At 45.5% G+C, this 18406-nt stretch carries 16 protein-coding genes and 1 pseudogene; 5 read left to right on the top strand and 12 right to left on the bottom strand.

Annotated features, from left to right (window positions below):
• Window positions 1–299 precede the first annotated feature (299 nt).
• Complete coding sequence (locus tag QUA43_RS25110) at window positions 300–1736, bottom strand: NB-ARC domain-containing protein (RefSeq protein ID WP_333377367.1); 1437 nt, start codon at window positions 1734–1736, stop codon at window positions 300–302.
• An 814-nt stretch (window positions 1737–2550) separates the two neighbouring features.
• On the opposite strand from QUA43_RS25110, the gene QUA43_RS25105 reads away from it, so the two are divergent.
• Window positions 2551–5457 (top strand): interleukin-like EMT inducer domain-containing protein, encoded by a 2907-nt coding sequence (locus QUA43_RS25105; protein WP_333377365.1) that lies wholly within the window; start codon window positions 2551–2553, stop codon window positions 5455–5457.
• Between the two features lie 92 nt (window positions 5458–5549).
• Here QUA43_RS25105 and QUA43_RS25100 read toward each other — a convergent pair whose 3' ends face one another.
• The 4 genes from QUA43_RS25100 to QUA43_RS25085 form a co-directional block, all read right to left on the bottom strand.
• Window positions 5550–5684, bottom strand: coding sequence for a hypothetical protein (locus tag QUA43_RS25100; protein WP_333377363.1), 135 nt, complete (start codon window positions 5682–5684; stop codon window positions 5550–5552).
• A 69-nt stretch (window positions 5685–5753) separates the two neighbouring features.
• A complete protein-coding gene (gene devC / locus QUA43_RS25095; protein WP_333377362.1) occupies window positions 5754–6914 on the bottom strand; it encodes an ABC transporter permease DevC in 1161 nt (386 codons plus the stop codon).
• Between the two features lie 268 nt (window positions 6915–7182).
• Window positions 7183–8826 carry an HlyD family efflux transporter periplasmic adaptor subunit gene (locus QUA43_RS25090; protein WP_333377360.1) on the bottom strand — a complete coding sequence of 548 codons (1644 nt, stop codon included), beginning with the start codon at window positions 8824–8826 and terminating at the stop codon, window positions 7183–7185.
• 71 nt (window positions 8827–8897) lie between these two features.
• On the bottom strand, window positions 8898–9635 hold the full coding sequence (locus tag QUA43_RS25085) for a phycocyanobilin:ferredoxin oxidoreductase (RefSeq protein ID WP_333377358.1): 738 nt from the start codon (window positions 9633–9635) through the stop codon (window positions 8898–8900).
• 139 nt (window positions 9636–9774) lie between these two features.
• Here QUA43_RS25085 and tatA point away from each other — a divergent pair, with 139 nt between their 5' ends.
• Window positions 9775–9966 carry a twin-arginine translocase TatA/TatE family subunit gene (tatA, locus tag QUA43_RS25080; RefSeq protein ID WP_006632937.1) on the top strand — a complete coding sequence of 64 codons (192 nt, stop codon included), beginning with the start codon at window positions 9775–9777 and terminating at the stop codon, window positions 9964–9966.
• A gap of 61 nt (window positions 9967–10027) precedes the next feature.
• On the opposite strand, the gene panB is transcribed toward tatA, so the two are convergent.
• The 6 genes from panB to QUA43_RS25050 form a co-directional block, all read right to left on the bottom strand.
• On the bottom strand, window positions 10028–10804 hold the full coding sequence (gene panB, locus QUA43_RS25075; RefSeq protein ID WP_333377357.1) for a 3-methyl-2-oxobutanoate hydroxymethyltransferase: 777 nt from the start codon (window positions 10802–10804) through the stop codon (window positions 10028–10030).
• Window positions 10805–11332: 528 nt separating this feature from the next.
• Window positions 11333–11749 carry a hypothetical protein gene (locus QUA43_RS25070; protein ID WP_333377355.1) on the bottom strand — a complete coding sequence of 139 codons (417 nt, stop codon included), beginning with the start codon at window positions 11747–11749 and terminating at the stop codon, window positions 11333–11335.
• Between the two features lie 66 nt (window positions 11750–11815).
• Window positions 11816–12658, bottom strand: coding sequence for a hypothetical protein (locus tag QUA43_RS25065; RefSeq protein ID WP_333377353.1), 843 nt, complete (start codon window positions 12656–12658; stop codon window positions 11816–11818).
• Window positions 12659–12753: 95 nt separating this feature from the next.
• Complete coding sequence (locus QUA43_RS25060; RefSeq protein WP_333377351.1) at window positions 12754–13188, bottom strand: hypothetical protein; 435 nt, start codon at window positions 13186–13188, stop codon at window positions 12754–12756.
• A gap of 64 nt (window positions 13189–13252) precedes the next feature.
• Window positions 13253–15010: a serine/threonine-protein kinase gene (locus QUA43_RS25055; RefSeq protein WP_333377350.1), complete on the bottom strand. Its 1758-nt coding sequence runs from the start codon at window positions 15008–15010 to the stop codon at window positions 13253–13255.
• A 301-nt stretch (window positions 15011–15311) separates the two neighbouring features.
• Window positions 15312–15467 carry a hypothetical protein gene (locus QUA43_RS25050; RefSeq protein ID WP_333377348.1) on the bottom strand — a complete coding sequence of 52 codons (156 nt, stop codon included), beginning with the start codon at window positions 15465–15467 and terminating at the stop codon, window positions 15312–15314.
• A gap of 155 nt (window positions 15468–15622) precedes the next feature.
• Here QUA43_RS25050 and QUA43_RS25045 point away from each other — a divergent pair, with 155 nt between their 5' ends.
• The 3 genes from QUA43_RS25045 (at window position 15623) to QUA43_RS25035 (ending at window position 17985) form a co-directional block, all read left to right on the top strand.
• A complete protein-coding gene (locus tag QUA43_RS25045) occupies window positions 15623–17053 on the top strand; it encodes a form I ribulose bisphosphate carboxylase large subunit (protein ID WP_333377347.1) in 1431 nt (476 codons plus the stop codon).
• Between the two features lie 137 nt (window positions 17054–17190).
• Window positions 17191–17604 carry a RuBisCO chaperone RbcX gene (rcbX, locus tag QUA43_RS25040; protein ID WP_333377345.1) on the top strand — a complete coding sequence of 138 codons (414 nt, stop codon included), beginning with the start codon at window positions 17191–17193 and terminating at the stop codon, window positions 17602–17604.
• 45 nt (window positions 17605–17649) lie between these two features.
• Window positions 17650–17985 carry a ribulose bisphosphate carboxylase small subunit gene (locus QUA43_RS25035; protein WP_333228670.1) on the top strand — a complete coding sequence of 112 codons (336 nt, stop codon included), beginning with the start codon at window positions 17650–17652 and terminating at the stop codon, window positions 17983–17985.
• An 80-nt stretch (window positions 17986–18065) separates the two neighbouring features.
• Here QUA43_RS25035 and QUA43_RS25030 read toward each other — a convergent pair.
• Window positions 18066–18406: pseudogene (locus QUA43_RS25030) on the bottom strand (hypothetical protein); the annotation flags it as partial.

Below are 18406 nucleotides of genomic sequence, written 5' to 3'. Positions count from 1 at the left end.
GGACTGGCGCTCTAAAATTAAGTCTACTCGTGGAGCTGCCAAGCTCAAAGCCTGGGACTGTTGCCGTTCAAGATGGCACGAAAAAGTCCCTAAATCAAGAACACCAAGACGCGGGCTGGCACTGCGTACCTTACCACGAACGATCGTGTAAAAATGGATTTTTTGCATAGTTCCTGACTCTGAAAGGGCGATCGCATGGCAGTAGCAAAGTCAGCGCTCGATCGCCGCATAATTAAACGGAAGTTCCCCCGCGCGCTCTTACAGCGGATTGCAAGTGAGTAGAGAAACATCCGCTGCGGCTACCCAACCGATGAAAAGCGATCTTTTACCGGGAATTGGGTAATATTAGCTGCGGCTACTTGGTTAGCAACATAGTCCATCACCACCGGCTGCATGAAGAAAAGTTCCGCCTTTTTTTCAATTAAAGAGCGCTCTTGGAGAGATTCCAACACCCCTAGCAGTTTTTGCGGTGATAGCGATCGGAGGAGGTGCGATCGCATTTCTGCAAATGAAGCCGGTTTGCCATTAATCGCTAGCCATTCGATCGCTGCTTTTTCTTCCTCTGATAAACCTTTAAGCTGCTGTTCAAAAACCTGGCTAATTTTGCCAAAAATTGCGATATTTTGATTCACAAATTCCGGAATGCCCCCATCAAATAAATTGCAAATGCTTGCAGAGACGAGATTTAATAACAATGGATTGCCACCGTAGTAATTAGTTAATCTGCTACATAGCGGTAGTGATTCACAGTGGCTGCACTCGACGGGTGATTCACAGTAGCATCCTTTGGATTGAAAGATTGCCTTGACATCTGTTGGTTGCAAACCTGTCAATTTGAGCGAGCGGAGGGGTAGAGTTTGACCTTCTTTATGGGCTAACCATGTCGGTTTTTCACGGGCGGTGAGGATTAAACAGCTTTGATGGAGGCTGTCTCCCAGACATCGAAATAGCTGCCCGTAACCCTCATATCCCGATCGATAAGCAGTGCCATTACTGTTGCTAAGGATTGATTCGACATTATCGAGAATTAGCAAACACCGGTGCTTTTTCAAATACTCCATCAACCGCAAGATACTGCGGTCTATCGTATCTGGTAGGGGCGATACTTCTGTGTTTTCTTGCTGGTTAGAAAAGAATAGGATTAACTCTGCTAACAAGTCTTGGATGGGTGGGGTATTGCGGAGACTGCGCCAAATTACAAACTCAAACTCATTTTGAATTTGTTGTGTCAGCTTCACGGACAAGCTGGTTTTACCCATCCCTACCATGCCGACAATCGTCACCAGCCGACAGCCTTCTGCTAAAATCCAGTGCTTTAGAGTTGCGAGTTCTTCGGTGCGTCCGTAGAAAACAGAAACATCGGGTGCTGCGCCCCAATCAATTCGATTTTGGATAGCGCTACCCGCCGCTACGCTAGAGGATTTGGGATTTTCGATTAGATGGTGAGTGCTAATTGCAGCATCCGGTTGAGGTAACTGATAATCACTGGTTTCAAGCTGTAGGTTAAAAGCCCTGTAGCATTGACGGAGGGTACTTTTATCAACCCCAACTTCACAAGCAAAGACCTTTCTGAGGGTATCAGAGTCTAAGCCAGTGCGAAAGCTTAAGGTTTCAAAGGTGTAACGTTTGTCAAAATTGTCGCGACTTTCGGCTTCAGATTTTGCATCTTGAAGTTTCTTCAATCCTTGAAGCGTCTGGATTACACCGCGTCTGCGGCTGCCTTTTTGCGGATTCATAGGAAGGTTCTCCGTTTTTTAAATACGCTGATAAAACACGTGAAACAATCTGCCTGTGCTATACAGGCCAGATACACCCTTCTGTGAATAGACTTTTTGCCAAAGTCAGTCTTTAAAATGTTTCAAGGCGAAGTATATGGGGTTATTTACCAATCGACCAAGTTTTTATTTGAGCGCTTCACCCATCCAAGGTCTTTTGTTAAAAAGTCTAATCTTAATAGATAGTTACAAAGGAGAGATGATACTTGTCCAGATTGTTAAGGGAAGTTAAGGTTGGAAGACTGACTGGAGTAGAGGCACAATATTTATTTTTATCTTATCATAATTTTCAGATGCAGAAGTTAAGAATTTTTTCCTAATTTAAGGAAGTTAGTACCCGCTAGTCAGCAAAGAGGTATTGGCAGTTAACCGCTCTGGAGATAACTGCTCAATGAGTGCGCGCGTTTGCGAATATCGGCGGCTCGGTGTCATGGATGGTCGCGCTTGCCTGTATCCGATCCAATTGTACTCAGAGGGGCTGATGATGAGATTGAGGGGTAGAAGGGCGAGAAGGGCGCTCCCTCCTCTTTATCTCCTGATGATTTAGCTTCTACAAGTAGAGACCGAAGTTAAGGTTAATTTATCAATTTTAAGTGCAGAAGCAGAAAAGGGAGTTGAATTTAGTAGTGATTAAAATGCTTTCTAATGCCACTTTAGGAAAGTGATAATAGGAAGTTTTAGATTTGTTCTTAAGTTCGTGAACTTCGGTTGCTTTATGTAAGCAGATCGATCAAAATACATACAGAAATATATTTAACAAAAGGAAAGATAAGAAATGGATAAGCTAAGCATCGAAGTTCTATCAAAGGGATACTTATTTGGTAATTCCGCATCGATAAAAGTAAATGGGCAAGATATAGGAGATGGGGATTACGGACGTGGTTTAAATGTGGCAGTTTTGAACGAGACTACCGGGGAAAAGCTCTGGTTTCGCCACTTCGATACTCATGTTAGCGAACAGGACTCAACGGCATTTGCGGAAGCGATCGAGGCACTTCCGATCAGCTGTATCGTCACGATCGCGGTAGCAGATGAAGCCGCTTGTTATTTGACAGAGCGTGCCAAACGTGCTTGTCAAACTATCGGTAGCAGTCAAATCTACAATTTGGGCGATCGTAATTCATGGGCTATTATCGGTCAAAAGGGTGCCGCTCCTGGAATCAGTCGAGAAGAGCTTTCTAGCACGTCAGCGGTCACTCTAGAGCATCAGATTACCCTTCAATCAACGAACGACAATGGATTCGAGATCGAAGCCAGATCGGCAGGGTTCCATGTTGGTAATTCAGCCTCAATCTTAGTCAATGGTGTTGAAATCCTCATTAACGGGGGGTACCAACGGGGTATGAACGTTATTGTATTCGATGAAAACACCGGAGCAATATTAGATTCCAGAAGCTTCGACACTCACGTGGGTGATTCCCTGTCAGATGCCTTCGCTCAATTTATTGAATCACTCCCACTAGGTCGCATCGTGGCTATTGCTGTCGCCGATGAAGCCGTTTGCCATTTGACAGAGCGCGGAAAAATCGCTTGTGAATCGATCGGTAGTTCTTTAATTCGCCAGCTTGGAGATCGTGGTTCCTGGGCGATCGTTGGTCGCAAGGGTAATTCTAAAGGAAATGCTGCCGAATCCTTGTCTAATACTGGTAAAGCTCACTGTTCTAACTGGTTGATTCCGCTCACACAACAAGAAAATGGTTTCTCTATCTCAACGCGGTCGGCAGGAGGTAACTTTGGTAAGGATGCCGAAATATTTGTCGATGATCTACCCGTCTTTGATTCTGCTGCAACTCAGCGAGGTTTAAATGTTGTCGTGATTGACCCAGATACGGGGACTGTCACGGACAAAAAAAGCTTTGATGTTTATGGAAATATTGATGCAGCTCAAGCTTTCGCTCAATTCATTGAGAATGTTTCCGTTGGCTCTATTGTGGCGATTGCGGTTAAGGATGAGGCATCGTCCAACCTGACAGATGCGGCGAGGCGAGCGTGTCAGTCTCTCGGAAGCTCGTTGATACATAATTTGGGATATCGGGATTCATTCACCCTCATTGGTCGGAAAGGAGCCGCGCCCGGTTCTGTTCCCGAAATCTTAAGAAGCGACGGATGTGCGGCTTTGTCATTCCGCTTTCCGCTTTCCCAAGAGACTCTCAAGCCATTCCATACTATCACCGTGTTATCGGCAGGTTGTGCTGTTGGCAATTCCGCGCAAATCGCTATCGACGGTATCCCGGTCAATATGCCAAATGGCTATCAAAGGGGTCTAAACGTTGTCATGCTCGAACCCACTGGTCATGTTCAGCGTGCCTGCAATTTTGATACCTATCTGAATACCGCGCAATCTGAAAAGTTCGCTCAATTAATTGAGGATGCAAGCGATGGACAGTTGGTTATCATAGCAGTTATGGATGAAGCCACTGGTCAATTGACAGAACGGGCAAAAGCTGCTTGTGAATCGATCGGTAGTTCTTTAATTCGCCAGCTTGAATACCGTGGTTCTTGGGCGATCGTCGGTAAAAAAGGAGCCATACCGGGCATCGTATCTGAATCGATGTCCAATAGTGCAACAGCTATCTGCCATGATTGGATCAACCCCACATCTGAGGCGATGTTTGGCTCCTATTTAGTAGCTAAATCTGCTGGTTGTAATTCAGGAAATATGGCTGCGATATTTGAAAATGGTACTGTTGTACCCATTGAGGGAGGCTATAGGCGCGGATTGAATGTCATCATTTTTAATGAATTAAATGGTGCACTGCTATCAGCCCAAAATTACGATACCTATGCCAGTTCAGAAGCGGCAGATACTTTCGCTCAGTTCATAGAATCGCTACCACTAGGACGGGTTGTAGCCATAGCAGTTATGGGCGAAGCCACCGCTCATTTGACAGAACGAGCAAGAAGAGCTTGTGCATCCATAGGTGGTAGCCAGATTTACAATTTGGGCTACCAATGGTCATGGTCAATTATCGGTTATAAGGGGGCTGCATCAGGTTCGGTGATGGAGAGTTTGAATGACGCTGGTGCTGTTTCTTCAAAGATGTGGATGCCATATTTCACCACTGACGAAAACTATGCTCAAAAACGTAATCCTTTGTTTGCTTTTTTTGCTGTTGTGGCTGTTATAATAGCAACTGTGCCATTAATATTCCTGCAACCAAAATCCAAGAAAAAAACTGTTACCGTATACGTTTGGGCATATGATTATTTCAACATGGCATGGGGACATGCTTCATTGAAACTCGACGAGGACACATATATAAGTTGGTGGCCTTCAGAACAAACAAACCGAAAATTGCCTGTAAAATTTAAAAATATGGCTCTTCTGGGAGAACTGTATTCGGCACCACCAATATTACCTAGAAGATTTGAAGATGACGTAAAAAGTGAAAATGGAAGACAACCGAAATACACAATTGCTCTAAATGCTGTAGGCATTAACAATAATGTACGCATTGACACTCAAAAAATAAAAGAATGGTGGAATGAGTTGAGTAACGATCCAAATTCACGATGGATAACTTTAAGTCAAAATTGTTCTACGACTGTTGTCCAAGCACTTTATCAAGGAGGAGCTTTCTCACTTCTTACTCCACGAGAGTATGATAATTTCACGAATGTTATTGTATGGTCACCAAGTCATGTTGTAGCATTAGCTAATGAATTAGCAAGGCATAACTGAGTAGGTGCAAATAAACCAAGTCATGTAACGAAATGTAATTAACAAAATGCTTGCGATTGTTTCGTTTCACTTCGTTCCACTCGCAAGCGACTCTAGAGCGAAAAAGCGATCGCCCCTTCCTTCCCCATCTTAGTAGAGCGATCGCACCTCGTCGAATCCTTCATCCTGAGCGATGTCTGCGACGGGCTGCGCCTACGCATTTCTTCTGGTGACGGACTGTCTCTCATAAAGTGTGATCGCCCATTATTTTGGTCAAGTTACCAATTCCCTCCGCTACGCTGCGCCCATTACCTAATTTAAAAAATATCTGCCGGATCAGCCGCCTGCAATTTCCTAACCGCGATCGCCCCCGACACAGCACACATGACAACTGTCATAATAAAAACAGTCATAGCTTTCGCCAAAGTCATATACATCGGCAAACTCGTAGCACTTCTCCCTAAATTGTACAGCACCAAAGAAACTCCAAACCCTGGCAAATAACCAATAATTGCCAAAATCAAAGCCTCTTGAAACACCACACCCAAAAAGTAAATGTCCTTATATCCCATCGCCTTCAGCGTCGCGTATTCTGGTAAATGATCGGTAACATCAGTATAAAGAATTTGATAAACAATCACTATCCCAACGATAAATCCCATTGCCGCGCCGAGAGTGAAAACAAATCCGATTGAGGTACTTTCCTGCCAATATTTTTTTTCAAAATCTACAAACTCTTCTTTAGTAGAAATTATCACATCTTTCGGCAAAGTTGCCCTCATTTTATCAACAACAGCCTTAACATCTGTTCCCGGCTGCAAGTGAACAATACCTATATCGATTAAACCTCTTGTTCTCCGCGTCGAAAAAATCCGCAGAAAGTTCAAATCGCTGGTGACAAGATTTCCGTCGGCACCGAAAGAGGCTCCTATACTAAATAAACCATCTACCCTAACGCGGCGATTGTCAACTTCAGTTTCAACAACTTTTCCCTGTTTGAAATATTCTGCTACCGGCCCAAACTCCGGCCGGGAAGCTTGGTCAAATAAAACCACATCTGAAATTTTGATTTTGTCCAAATTATTTTGGATTTCAGGCAGATCAAAGATGGGATGAGCGGGGTCAAAACCAATTACCATCAATTGCCGAGTATTTCGCTGGTTGGGGTCGGGGTTTTTCCACAATCCAAAGCCTAAATATACGGGACTAATTGCTGTAACACCGTCAAAACTCAAAGCTTGATACAAGCGACGCTGGGGAAAACTTTTCATGGCTATTAAAGCCGTAGACTGGGTGCTGGTGATAAAAATATCTCCTTTTAACTGTGAGTGAAAGGTGATGGAGCTTTCAAATAGCGCGTCTCTAAACCCGAACTGCATAAACATTAGCAAGTCGGCGAAGCCAATGCCGGCTAGTGCGACGGCTAAGCGCATTTTTTCGCGGGTTAATTGTGCCCAAGCTAGTGGTATTTTGGCCATACAATGAAGGAAGTTCGGCAACGGATTATGTAACGGATGTAACGGATGTAACGGATGTCAGGAAGAAGGAATAAGGAAGGAGGAAGAGGGAAGAACTCCTCTGACCAATTACCAATTACCAATTATATTATGTCCCGTCGATTACCCATAATACAGTAGGGGCGGGTTTACGCAAAATATCTGCCAATAATTGACAATCTCAAAAACCCGCCCTTTTAATCGCGGTCACTCGATCGGACATGATATTACCAATTACCAATTACCCATTTTAGATGTCTATTTTCACTTCAACCTGCAAGTTTGTTAGGGTTGCAACTTTCTTGCTCGATTCCGGATCGAGGCGAATTCTTACTTCGATAACTCTCGCGTCGGTGTCGGCGGCGGGGTCTGTATTAAGGACATCTTTTTTGCCGATTTGTTTGCCAATGCGAGCGACGGTTCCTGCCAAAGTGCCTGCAAAAACCGGGCTGGTGACTGTTGCGCGCTGGCCGTTTCGCACTTTGGGAATGTCGGTTTCGTAAACTTCTGCTACGGCGTACATTTGGTCGGTGCCGCCTAGTTCTACGATGCCGTCTTGAGTGTTGACACGTTCTCCTTGTCGGCTGTGAACTTTGAGGATGTAGCCGGATACGGGTGCTTTGACGTAACTTAAGTTTAAGTCTACTTGAGCTTTTTGTTTGGTGGCGATCGCACTTTCGACGGCGGCTTGGGCGGCTTGCACATCTTCGGGGCGGACTTCGGCAATTTGGTCTAGATTTGCTTTGGCTTGATTGATTTGTTCTTGGCCTGTTTCTGCTTTTTGTTTGAGTATTGCTTCGGCTTGATTGATTTGTTCTCTACCAGTTTCTATCTTTTGATTTAAGGTGGCTCTGGCTTGGTTAATTTCCTGCCTACCTGTTTCTAACTTGCGTCTGAGATTGGCGCGGGATTGATTGATTTCCTGCTTGCCTGTTTCTACTGTTTGTTTGACTGTGGCTTTAGTTTCGACTATTTCCTCACGCAAAGTTTGCACGGTTTTTTCTAATACAGCTTGAGCTTCTTTTACTCTCTGGCGAGCGGTCTCTACTGCTAAACGTTTGGTGTCGTAGGCGGAAGCAGAAATTGCGCCTGTTTCTGAGAGTTCTTTATTGCGTTTTTCCTCGGCTTCGGCGTTGGTTAATTCGGCTTTTAGCCGATCGACTGTAGCGTTTTGAGAGGCAATTTCGCCGCGCAATTGAGCTTCTAGCCTAGCCAATTTCGATTGCTGCACCTCTGTTTCTCTTTCTAGTTGTGCCTCAAATTTAGCAAGATTAGCTTGTTCGGCTTCGGTTTCTCTTTGCAGCGCGGCCTCGAATTTGGCGACGTTAGCTTGTTCAGCTTCGGTTTCTCTTCGCAGTTGAGCTTCTAAGCGGGCAACATTGGCTGCTTCGCCTTCAGTTTCTCTTTGCACTTGTGCTTCAAACTTGGCAACTTCTGCTTTTTGAGCGCCGACAACACCTGTTTTTGCGCCTGCTTGAATTTTCGCTAATTCTGCTTGTTTGACTTTGACTTCTTTGTCGGCTTGTTGGAGGATTGCTTGGAGCCGATCGCGCGTATCGAGAACTGCTATGATTTGTCCTTGACTGACTCGATCGCCCTCTTCCACCTGCAACAGTTCAATTCTTGCTCCCTCCGACGCCGAAGGGGCCGACAATTTGATAACTTCCCCCTGCGGAGTCAACCTACCCAAAGCGGTAACGCTGTTGCGGGTGGCGACGGAAGTTGCAGCCGCCGTTGCAGCCGCCGCCTGTAACTCTTCGGCTTTTTTAAGTTGAGATACTTGCCAAAAACCGACTCCTGTGGTAATAACAGTGGCGGCGATCGCTAAACCGATGATTCCTCGCCCTGGGGGTTTTAAAAATGATTTATCCTTGACCCGTGATTCCTTTCCCATGACTTATAAAGTAGGTGATTTCCTAATTAAGTTTTGCCCACCTACTATTAAGTATTGTAAACCAATTTCAGCTATTTAGGGATATCAAAAAGCACCTCGGTCATGTAATGTTCTGCCCAATCTTGACCGAAAGCTTTTTCGAGTACGCGGCGGGTTTTGTCGTTTTGCTGCTGCTGGGTGCAGTAGTAAATTTGAGCGTCGAGAATTTCCGATGCTTCGGTGGCAGAGACAGGTTCGGAAGCGACTGCCTGTTTGCAGTGAATTTCAACGTAGGATTCAACAATATCCAAAAACCGACTGTTTTCTTCGATCGACTCTGGCCGCACAAACAGACAAAATTCTGAGAAAATATCCCCCCATTCGGGAATTTGGCGGGGACAAGAAAATTGCTTGAGGGGCAAAATTTCCAGTTGGGTTCGGTAGGTTTCCGACAAAGTTCGATCTCGATTGAGGGGAGAAAGGTCTGCGATCGCGGCGCTAACTTGACCTTTGCCTGCTACTATATCCGTACCGAACATTGGCAAAGCATAATTCGGTCTGGGAAACATCACGCAGTGCAGAATGTCAAGTACCGGCCCGACTTTAGCGAGTTCGAGGTGGATTTTGCGGAACTGGGGCGTTTGATAGCAGCGGTTTTCAATGATCAGTTTTTCTCCTTCCAAGCGGCCTTCTACGTATCCCAATTCAGCGGGCAGGTGGTAGGGTTCGAGGTCGAGATAGCGGTGCCATACTGCTTCCATCCGGTCTGCTAAATCGCGGATGAGATGGTGCTGTTGCTCGCGTAGAGAAGGCTGGGATATATCTAACATTCTTATTTATCGGGGGATAGCTTAATTAAACTTGATTCTACTGTTGCAGGATGCAGGAAAAAAGGTAGATACTTTAACAATATCAGTAGATTGACTTAAGATTGACTTAAGATCGAGCAAGTTTTAGAGGAGATTTTGTATGTTTGGTCTGGGATTGCCCGAAATGGGCATTATTGCGGTGGTTGCCATACTAATTTTCGGTCCCAAGAAGATTCCTGAGTTAGGAAATGCTTTGGGCAAAACGCTGCGGAGTTTTAAGGAAGGGGTTGGTCAATCTGAGGATGAAGCTGTTGAGAAGGATAAAGAGGAAGAGGGCCAGCCCAAAGTGTAAATTAGGTTTGTAGTGAGGATTTTAGTCCTGATTTTTAAGGGTTCAAGCCCTCACTACGAACCTATTCGGGAAATTTGCCTTCTCTAACTTCAAGGGAATAATCTTTCACAGCTTGGGTAATTGTTTCTCGCAAATTGGCGTAAGCTTTGGCAAAAGGTGGCTGTTTTTCGGAAAGTCCCAGCAAATCGGAAGTAACTAATACTTGTCCGTCGCAGTGCGGCCCGGCGCCGATACCAATGGTGGGAATAGTTAATTTTTGGGTAATTTGAGCGGCTAAGTCTGCGGGAATGTGTTCTAAGACGATCGCAAAGGCACCGGCTTCTTGAAGTGCGATCGACTCTGCTATGATGCGATCGGCTGCTTCGACCGTTTTTCCTTGTTTTTTGTAGCCGAGTTGGTGTACCGACTGCGGAGTTAAACCGACGTGGCCCATAACTGGAATTCCGGCGGATGTTAGCTGCAAAACTGTGGCTGCCATTGCTGGATATCCACCTTCTAATTTTACAGCTTGAGCGCCGGTTTCTTTCAAAACTCTCCCCGCCGAGTGCATGGCTTGCTGGGGACTTTCTTGGTAAGTCAAAAACGGCAAATCGACCACAATTAATCCTTGTTTAACTCCACGGCGCACTGCTTTAGCGTGGTGCAGCATTTCATCGAGGGTTAGCGGTAGGGTTGTGTCGTAGCCTAAGACTGTCATGGCGAGGGAATCGCCGACTAGGATGATATCTACGCCTGCTTGGTCTATGAGTTGGGCGATCGCATAATCATAAGCTGTCAGGGCAACAATTGGTCGCTGTTGTTGTTTCCACTGAATTAATTGATGAGTAGTGACTGACATTTTAGTGCAAAAATATAATATTTTTTCTGGGTATTACTTATGATATCAAATCCGGGCGATCGTAGGTTATATTATTTATCATTTTGCTATTGAAATCGCTTAAGAGTCCAACTTTCGTTCCAGCAGAGGGGGGACTAAGAGTAAGATGAGAAAATTAGATAAATTGTATACGCGAAAATAACTTTGCATTCCCTCTGCGGGCAAAAGAATTAACCCCTGATTTTTCAAGTTCCCTTCTCAACCCAAATTTTCCTGGATAATTAAGCCAAGTCAAGGTTTTTCTCCTGCGGGACGTTCTACACAATCATACCTGCCTTCTCGTCCAGCTACGGCAAGACCAACATTTTTGAACAGACGAAATAGTCTAGATCCTATTGCTGTATTTCCTTGGATTTCACCAACTAAAGTTAAACTTAACTGAGCGATCGTACAATTTAGGGTACATATTATATCTATATTTTAACAATATTTGTAACTGAGAGCGCTGTTGTTCTTTATTGTTTAAATTGGGTTGACAAATCTGGCAAATTAATAGCAAAAATGTTCTCTACTTATTGAGTTACGAAGCTTCTGCCATTCTTGTTTAGAAACATCTGCACGAGTTTTGTCACCCGATGGATCGCGGATATCCCAAATTGTATCTGCAATCCGATCGAGCGATCGCCCATGAGAACGATAATCGAAGTCCCAGAAAGCATCACCGACGCAATCTCCTTGTGTAGTAATCATTTCTCGATCGACTGTACTACGAATAGCATTCCATTCGCGGATGTAGGCAGAAGAATCGTCAGATCGCAATTTGCGACCTCCTAATTGAGGATTCACTCTATAAAAAAACCAATCCGTCAACCTATCCACAGCTTGTTCTCGCGATTCTAAATCGCGCGCTGTAGCACTGTCTAGATTGGAACCACCGAGTACAAGGGCTATAGCTAATGCACACACCCCTAAAAACTTCGATCTTGACTTAATTGAAAGTAATTTAATTAGCACGATTAAACCCAATAAAAATTATCGATCTCTCCGATATAGCTGGTGATAAATCTTTTGTTGCCATCCATCTCTAGAACAAGAACTTCCTCCTGTTTGAGGTGCTAGAGTAGATAAACACCAATAATTTTTACCATCAAACACAACGCCTTTTTTGATAGATTGTAACTCAGAGAGAGGTTGCCACGGTCGCTCGATATTAGACTCGTCATAATATCGATATTGTTTTCCTTTGACCTCTAAACCCTGATCCGTACCTCCCAACCAATAACGACCTTCTTCAATTATGTTTGATGACGATTTTTGTTGATGGTTATCTGTCTTTTTCTCAATCCACCAATTCCTCACAAAACGTTTTGTATTTTCAGCACCTCTTGTCGTAGCGACTATAACTAGCAGTTCTCCTTGTTGATTGATAAACTCAAAACGACAAGGCCCCTCTCCTGTGCCCGAACAATCCTTAATCTCTTTATATCCCAAATCAAATAGCTCTTTAACCGAACGATCTCTGAGGTTAGGTTGACCTTGTAAGCTGGGCTGCCACCCTTGTTGAATCAGGATTTGACGCGCCTCTTTGTATGGCATACCTTGTTGAAGAGGTATTTTTTTAGGGGAATTTACAGAATTTTCAAGGCTGACTTGAACTTTTTTATTTAAAGCCTCGATTGTTGAATTTTCTTCGGAATTATTGATGTAATATTTTTGACTTCCTGTATCGACTTTCGCACTATTTATGCTGGGAAATTGTTGCTGTGGGGCTGCATCGGCACAACTTGTATATCCAATGGCGATTAGTCCCATCAATGGTGCAATAATTCTGGTTGTAATAAGAGTGCGATCGCATATCCAACTTTTCATACTCATCGGTTAAAAACCTTTCTTTTTACAGAGTTATGTAGAGATGACCTCTACTCTAGGAGTTATCTTCGATAAATGCTGCGCTGTAAGGCGATCGAATCTCACAGTCCACAATTGGAAATATACATTTCGCGTCGAATTGCTGACCATTCACTAATGCCGATCCGATCGCTTTTGGGAATTGGCTGTCCGGTTCGTTGAGGATGGCGGCTGTAAAAAATTGTATCTGCAAGTATATCGTAGGTTTGTTCGTAGGTTTCGCCGTTAATTGTCGTGAATTCCCATCCTGTCTCTTCTGGGGCTGGCCTAAAACAGACTTCTTGTACCGACTTGACTCGCGGATCGATCGCTTCGCGCAATCTCCGCCATTGATTGCTATATTCGCGATCGCCCGCTTGCAGTTTGCGATTGTTTAACTGAGGATTAACCCTGTAGAATAAGAAATCGGTCAATCGATCGACGGCTTGTTCTCGCGATTCGGCTTTGGCTAGATTGGGGCTGCTGAGGACAAGGGCGATCGCCAGAGCACCAACCATTGAAAATCTTGAGACAAATTTAATTGACAACGACTCGATTAGCATATTGATTTGGTGTTAATTTCTACCGCCAGCCCAACCACCTGAGCACGGGCACAACTAAATAATGACTGACTCCCAAACAAAGCCCGATCGCACTTCCCAACAAACCAAAAAACACAATTGAACCCCAAACTTGCAGCCAGCCGAAGGTAACGTTAGACAGTGACAAAATCCCAAAGAAACTCCCCGGAAAAATGTTCCACGCATTCAGAAACAGAAACATTCCCGTAGAGAAAACAGCCACTACCAAAGCGTGAACTAATTGATGACTCCGCAAACCCATTCCCACAGTCAAAGAAGCGATCGCAAAAGCTCCCAAAATAACCCCCTGCACACCACTAGAAGCTGTTGCTTCCATCCAGCACAAACCCGCCAACAAATAACCCTGAGCTCCCATTAATCCAGACAGCCAATACTGTTTTTGCTGGCGAAAACTCCCCGCATCAGTCAAACCGATCGCAGTTCCCAATCCCGCAAACCCAAACAGCAGCACTTCCGGCCCCACAGCGAAAGTCATGTTAGGCATTAATTGCTGCAAACCTTCATTCAGAAAACTGGCAATTTCCGGGCCAATAGGCGAAGCATAACCCAAAACCAAACCGCCGATCGCCCCCGCACTTCCACCAACGGCACCCAGCACCATTTCCCAGCCCGTATCCAGAGAAGCTACCACGATTTGGGCGATCGCGCCGAACAGCAAAACCGTCAAATTTGCCGTTTTTTGCGCCCCTGCCACCACTACTTGCCGGCAGAATTCTACAATAGCTTGACCCATTGGGGCGAGCGCGATTTTGCCCTTACTCCTAGCATAAATCTCCTGCAAACGCGCCCGAACATCACCAGCAGTCGCCGGACGTTCCCGCACATTCGATCGCACCATATCGTCCAACAAATTAGCAAAAGGCGGACTCACCGATACAATATGGCGCCACCGCAACTCCCCCGTCATCGGATCTTCAATTTCCGCCGGATACTTCCCCGTCAGCAAGTGAATGCAAGTCCGCCCCAGCGCATAAAAATCCGTTGCCGGCACGACACCGCCTCCCACAATTTGTTCCGGGGGACTGTACCCAGGCGAAATCAACCGCGTCGAACTCGGAGAATCTTTCCCCACGGATTCGACACCGCCCATCTGTTTAACTCCCCCAAAGTCGATCGTCACCAATTGCAGTCCGCCCAAACCCTTGCTTAGCAAAACTTGGGGCGATTCCGGGTCTCGCAGCATCAAATTTGAGGGTTTAATGTCGCGGTGAATAATCTGACACCTGTGCAACTCCTCTAAAATTTCCACAGCTTGACTCAGCCAACTAAACACCCATTCCTGTGGACATCCTTGAGGGTGCTCGTCGAGAACCTCTTCTAAAGTTTTGCCGTGAATCTTTTCCATTACCAAACAAGGCAGTCGCTTCGCCGCAGGATTTCCATCCCCGCCTGCAAAATTTTGGGTTTGGACGTGAAAATAACCGTCAGGCTCGACTCTAGGGACGCCTGGGTGTCGCAAAAGTGCCAAAACCCAAGCTTCTTGCTCGAACAGTTTCAGCGCTTTGGCGGAAGTTTCGAGCAACACTTTCAGTACGCGCTCGGTTTCTGTTTCTGTGTCCCAAACTGTGAAAATTGCTGCAAAACCCCCGGAACCGAGGCTTTGTAGAGGCACGTAGCGATTTTTTAGTCGCAGGGGAGCTCCGCAACTATGACAAAAATTGTTGCCCCAAGTCTGAGGGTAGGGCCTTGGGCAATCTGGATTGATGCAGTGGACGGCTTTTGAAGGGGGGTGAGGCACAACCAGAGTAAAAATGGGGCTAAATATCCATAGTAGACTTACGCGCAGCTAACGCAGAAACCCGGTTTTCAGCGAGGTTAAATGGCTGTAACCACGGATTTGGTTTGAGAGCACAAGTCCTGTCCATATTATGTGGTATGCTGTCGATTTTTGAGTTGGCGCTCTGGAAGTCACGGGATTTTAGATTTTAGATTTTGGATTTTGGATTTTAGATTGCATACTGGATCACAGTTGAGATCGATCTTAACTCCCAACCACAACTTTAGGTATTTCTAACTACTTCCCCCAGGCCCATTACCCCTTACCAATTCTGATTTTTAAGTATTAAATTCTTTACATAAACCGTATTGATCCGCTGTTCGGCTCGCTGCACAATATCTTTCGGTCGATCAAAATTCCCCCCCCACTCTGCGATCCCCAGCCTTTCCTCCTGCATCCTTCGCCACTGGAATTTCATAAGATATGTTACAAATATTTGCCTAATGTAAAGCAAAATAAATAATACTTATGATGATTAAAAGAATATTAAAATTTGAGAGTGACACTTTGTTGATATATTTTTAACAGCCTGCGATCGGGCAAAAAAATTAAGCGAATACTAGGAAGCGAGATATGGCTTACGCGCAAACCCAAACTCAATCAAAGGCTGGGTATAAAGCCGGAGTTCAAGACTATAAACTAACGTATTACACGCCGGACTACACGCCGAAAGATACAGATATTTTGGCTGCCTTCCGCGTCACACCGCAGCCGGGAGTTCCCCCCGAAGAAGCTGGAGCTGCTGTGGCTGCTGAATCTTCTACAGGTACATGGACGACTGTTTGGACTGACCTCCTGACCGACCTCGACCGCTACAAAGGTCGCTGCTACGACATCGAACCAGTTCCCGGTGAAGACAACCAATACATCTGCTTCATTGCTTATCCTTTGGATTTGTTTGAAGAAGGTTCCGTCACCAACTTGCTGACCTCTTTGGTCGGTAACGTGTTCGGTTTCAAAGCTCTGCGCGCTCTGCGTTTGGAAGACTTGCGGATTCCCATCGCTTACCTGAAAACCTTCCAAGGCCCTCCTCACGGTATTACCGTTGAGCGGGACAAATTGAACAAGTACGGCCGTCCTTTGCTGGGCTGTACAATTAAACCCAAATTGGGTCTGTCTGCTAAGAACTACGGCCGTGCCGTTTACGAAGTTCTGCGCGGCGGTTTGGACTTCACCAAAGACGACGAAAACATCAACTCGCAACCGTTCATGCGCTGGCGCGATCGTTTCTTGTTCGTTCAAGAAGCTATTGAAAAAGCCCAAGCAGAAACCGGCGAAGTCAAGGGTCACTACCTCAACGTAACCGCCCCTACCTGCGAAGAAATGATGGAGCGGGCTGAGTTCGCTAAGGAAATCAAAACCCCCATCATCATGCACGACTACCTGACCGGTGGTTTCACTGCAAACACCACCTTGGCTAAATGGTGCCGCCGCAACGGTATTTTGCTGCACATTCACCGCGCCATGCACGCAGTTATCGACCGTCAGAAAAACCACGGTATCCACTTCCGCGTGCTTGCCAAGTGCTTGCGGATGTCCGGTGGAGACCACCTGCACTCCGGTACAGTTGTGGGTAAACTCGAAGGCGAAAAAGGCATCACGATGGGCTTCGTAGACTTGATGCGCGAAGACCACATCGAAGAAGACCGCAGCCGCGGTATTTACTTCACCCAAGATTGGGCCTCCATGCCCGGTGTCATGCCGGTTGCTTCTGGTGGTATCCACATCTGGCACATGCCGGCTTTGGTGGAAATCTTCGGCGACGACTCCTGCTTACAGTTCGGCGGCGGCACCTTGGGCCACCCTTGGGGTAACGCACCTGGTGCAACTGCTAACCGCGTTGCTTTGGAAGCTTGCGTCCAAGCTCGTAACGAAGGCCGCAACTTGATGCGCGAAGGCGGAGACATTATTCGCGAAGCTTGTAAGTGGAGCCCTGAACTGGCTGTTGCTTGCGAACTCTGGAAAGAAATCAAGTTTGAGTTCGAGGCAATGGATACCCTTTAAGGATTTTTGGTTTGAGATTTTAGGTTTTAGGTCGCAAACTTGCTGGGAAGTCTTTATCTTTGAAGAAGATTTACAAGTAAGTTTGCATCCAAAATCTAAAATCCAAAATCTAAAATTTGAGGGAGCTGGGGTCAAAAATGGATCTCAAACAAGTTGCGAAAGACACCGCTAAGGTGCTGGCAAGTTACCTAACCTATCAATCCGTGCGGATTGTGGTCGCTCAGTTGAGCGAAACCAATCCTCCTCTGGCAATCTGGTTGAACGACTTTTCCACTAAGGGCAAAATCCAAGATGGAGAAGCTTATATTCAAGAGTTGCTTTTGGAAAATCAAGATTTAGGCTTTCGGATCATGACTGTGCGAGAGTATCTGGCTCACGATGTGACGGAATTTTTGCCAGAAATGGTTTGTACTGGCATTCAACAGGCAAATATGGAACACAGACGCCAGCATTTAGAGCGAACTACGCAACTTAATTGGTCTGTGGCTAGCAGTAATCCTGAAACATCCTCAATAGATTCTGAACCGAATCTAGATAATTTGTCGAGTTAATCGATCGACAAGTGCGATCGAACACACACCTTAGAGATACAAAAAATGAAGACTTTACCTAAAGAGCGTCGTTACGAAACTCTGTCCTATTTGCCCCCGCTGACAGACGCCCAAATTGCCAAGCAACTCCAGTACATCCTGGATCAAGGCTACATTCCCGGCGTAGAATTCAACGAAACCTCTGCTGCTGAAATGCGCTACTGGACTTTGTGGAAGTTGCCTTTGTTTGGTGCTCGCAGCGTCCAAGAAATCATGGCTGAAATTCAATCTTGCCGCCAAGAAAATCCGACGTGCTACATCCGCGTCATGGGTTTTGACAACGTGAAGCAATGCCAAGTGCTCAGCTTCATCGTCCACAAGCCTAACACCAGAGGCTACTAAAAAGTATTGGCTGGCTAATCTAACTTTTAGGTTAACAGTCATTGCAGAATGGAGGCGGGGAATTTTCTCTGCCTCTTTTTTTATAGTTTACAAATAGCTTTTAAAACTTGCAGCAACAAAATTGAAGAGTCGGACTCCATCAAAGTCAGAAAGGGCATTAGCTGATAGGTTGGGGGATTTCCTCTGCGGATATTGACAAACTGATAAAACTCGCCGCTAGTTGCCAATCCCCAAACAGACTCTTGATATTCTAAACTTTTAGAGGCGTAAGTTAGGAGTTGGGGCAAACCTGCGCGGGGAGCAATTAGACTATTTTTAGATTCTACTACTAAAATCCAAAATGGTATACAGCACTTCCGGATGTTATGAGGTACAGTAGCAGCAATTAGTAAACCAGTTTTTGAGATGTTTCGGATTAATT

The organism is Microcoleus sp. N9_B4 (genome assembly GCF_036701635.1).
In the GTDB taxonomy this organism is placed as follows: Bacteria; Cyanobacteriota; Cyanobacteriia; order Cyanobacteriales; family Microcoleaceae; genus Microcoleus.
Note: the sequence above shows the minus strand (reverse complement) of the source record. Positions and strands in the feature narration are given on the sequence as shown.

Bases quoted from the DNA above. Each gene is read 5' to 3' on its own strand.
- QUA43_RS25110 (WP_333377367.1), bottom strand. From the start codon at position 1,736: ATGAATCCGCAAAAAGGCAGCCGCAGACGCGGTGTAATCCAGACGCTT.
- QUA43_RS25105 (WP_333377365.1), top strand. From the start codon at position 2,551: ATGGATAAGCTAAGCATCGAAGTTCTATCAAAGGGATACTTATTTGGT.
- QUA43_RS25100 (WP_333377363.1), bottom strand. From the start codon at position 5,684: ATGAGAGACAGTCCGTCACCAGAAGAAATGCGTAGGCGCAGCCCGTCG.
- devC (WP_333377362.1), bottom strand. From the start codon at position 6,914: ATGGCCAAAATACCACTAGCTTGGGCACAATTAACCCGCGAAAAAATG.
- QUA43_RS25090 (WP_333377360.1), bottom strand. From the start codon at position 8,826: ATGGGAAAGGAATCACGGGTCAAGGATAAATCATTTTTAAAACCCCCA.
- QUA43_RS25085 (WP_333377358.1), bottom strand. From the start codon at position 9,635: ATGTTAGATATATCCCAGCCTTCTCTACGCGAGCAACAGCACCATCTC.
- tatA (WP_006632937.1), top strand. From the start codon at position 9,775: ATGTTTGGTCTGGGATTGCCCGAAATGGGCATTATTGCGGTGGTTGCC.
- panB (WP_333377357.1), bottom strand. From the start codon at position 10,804: ATGTCAGTCACTACTCATCAATTAATTCAGTGGAAACAACAACAGCGA.
- QUA43_RS25065 (WP_333377353.1), bottom strand. From the start codon at position 12,658: ATGAGTATGAAAAGTTGGATATGCGATCGCACTCTTATTACAACCAGA.
- QUA43_RS25060 (WP_333377351.1), bottom strand. From the start codon at position 13,188: ATGGTTGGTGCTCTGGCGATCGCCCTTGTCCTCAGCAGCCCCAATCTA.
- QUA43_RS25050 (WP_333377348.1), bottom strand. From the start codon at position 15,467: ATGAAATTCCAGTGGCGAAGGATGCAGGAGGAAAGGCTGGGGATCGCA.
- QUA43_RS25045 (WP_333377347.1), top strand. From the start codon at position 15,623: ATGGCTTACGCGCAAACCCAAACTCAATCAAAGGCTGGGTATAAAGCC.
- rcbX (WP_333377345.1), top strand. From the start codon at position 17,191: ATGGATCTCAAACAAGTTGCGAAAGACACCGCTAAGGTGCTGGCAAGT.
- QUA43_RS25035 (WP_333228670.1), top strand. From the start codon at position 17,650: ATGAAGACTTTACCTAAAGAGCGTCGTTACGAAACTCTGTCCTATTTG.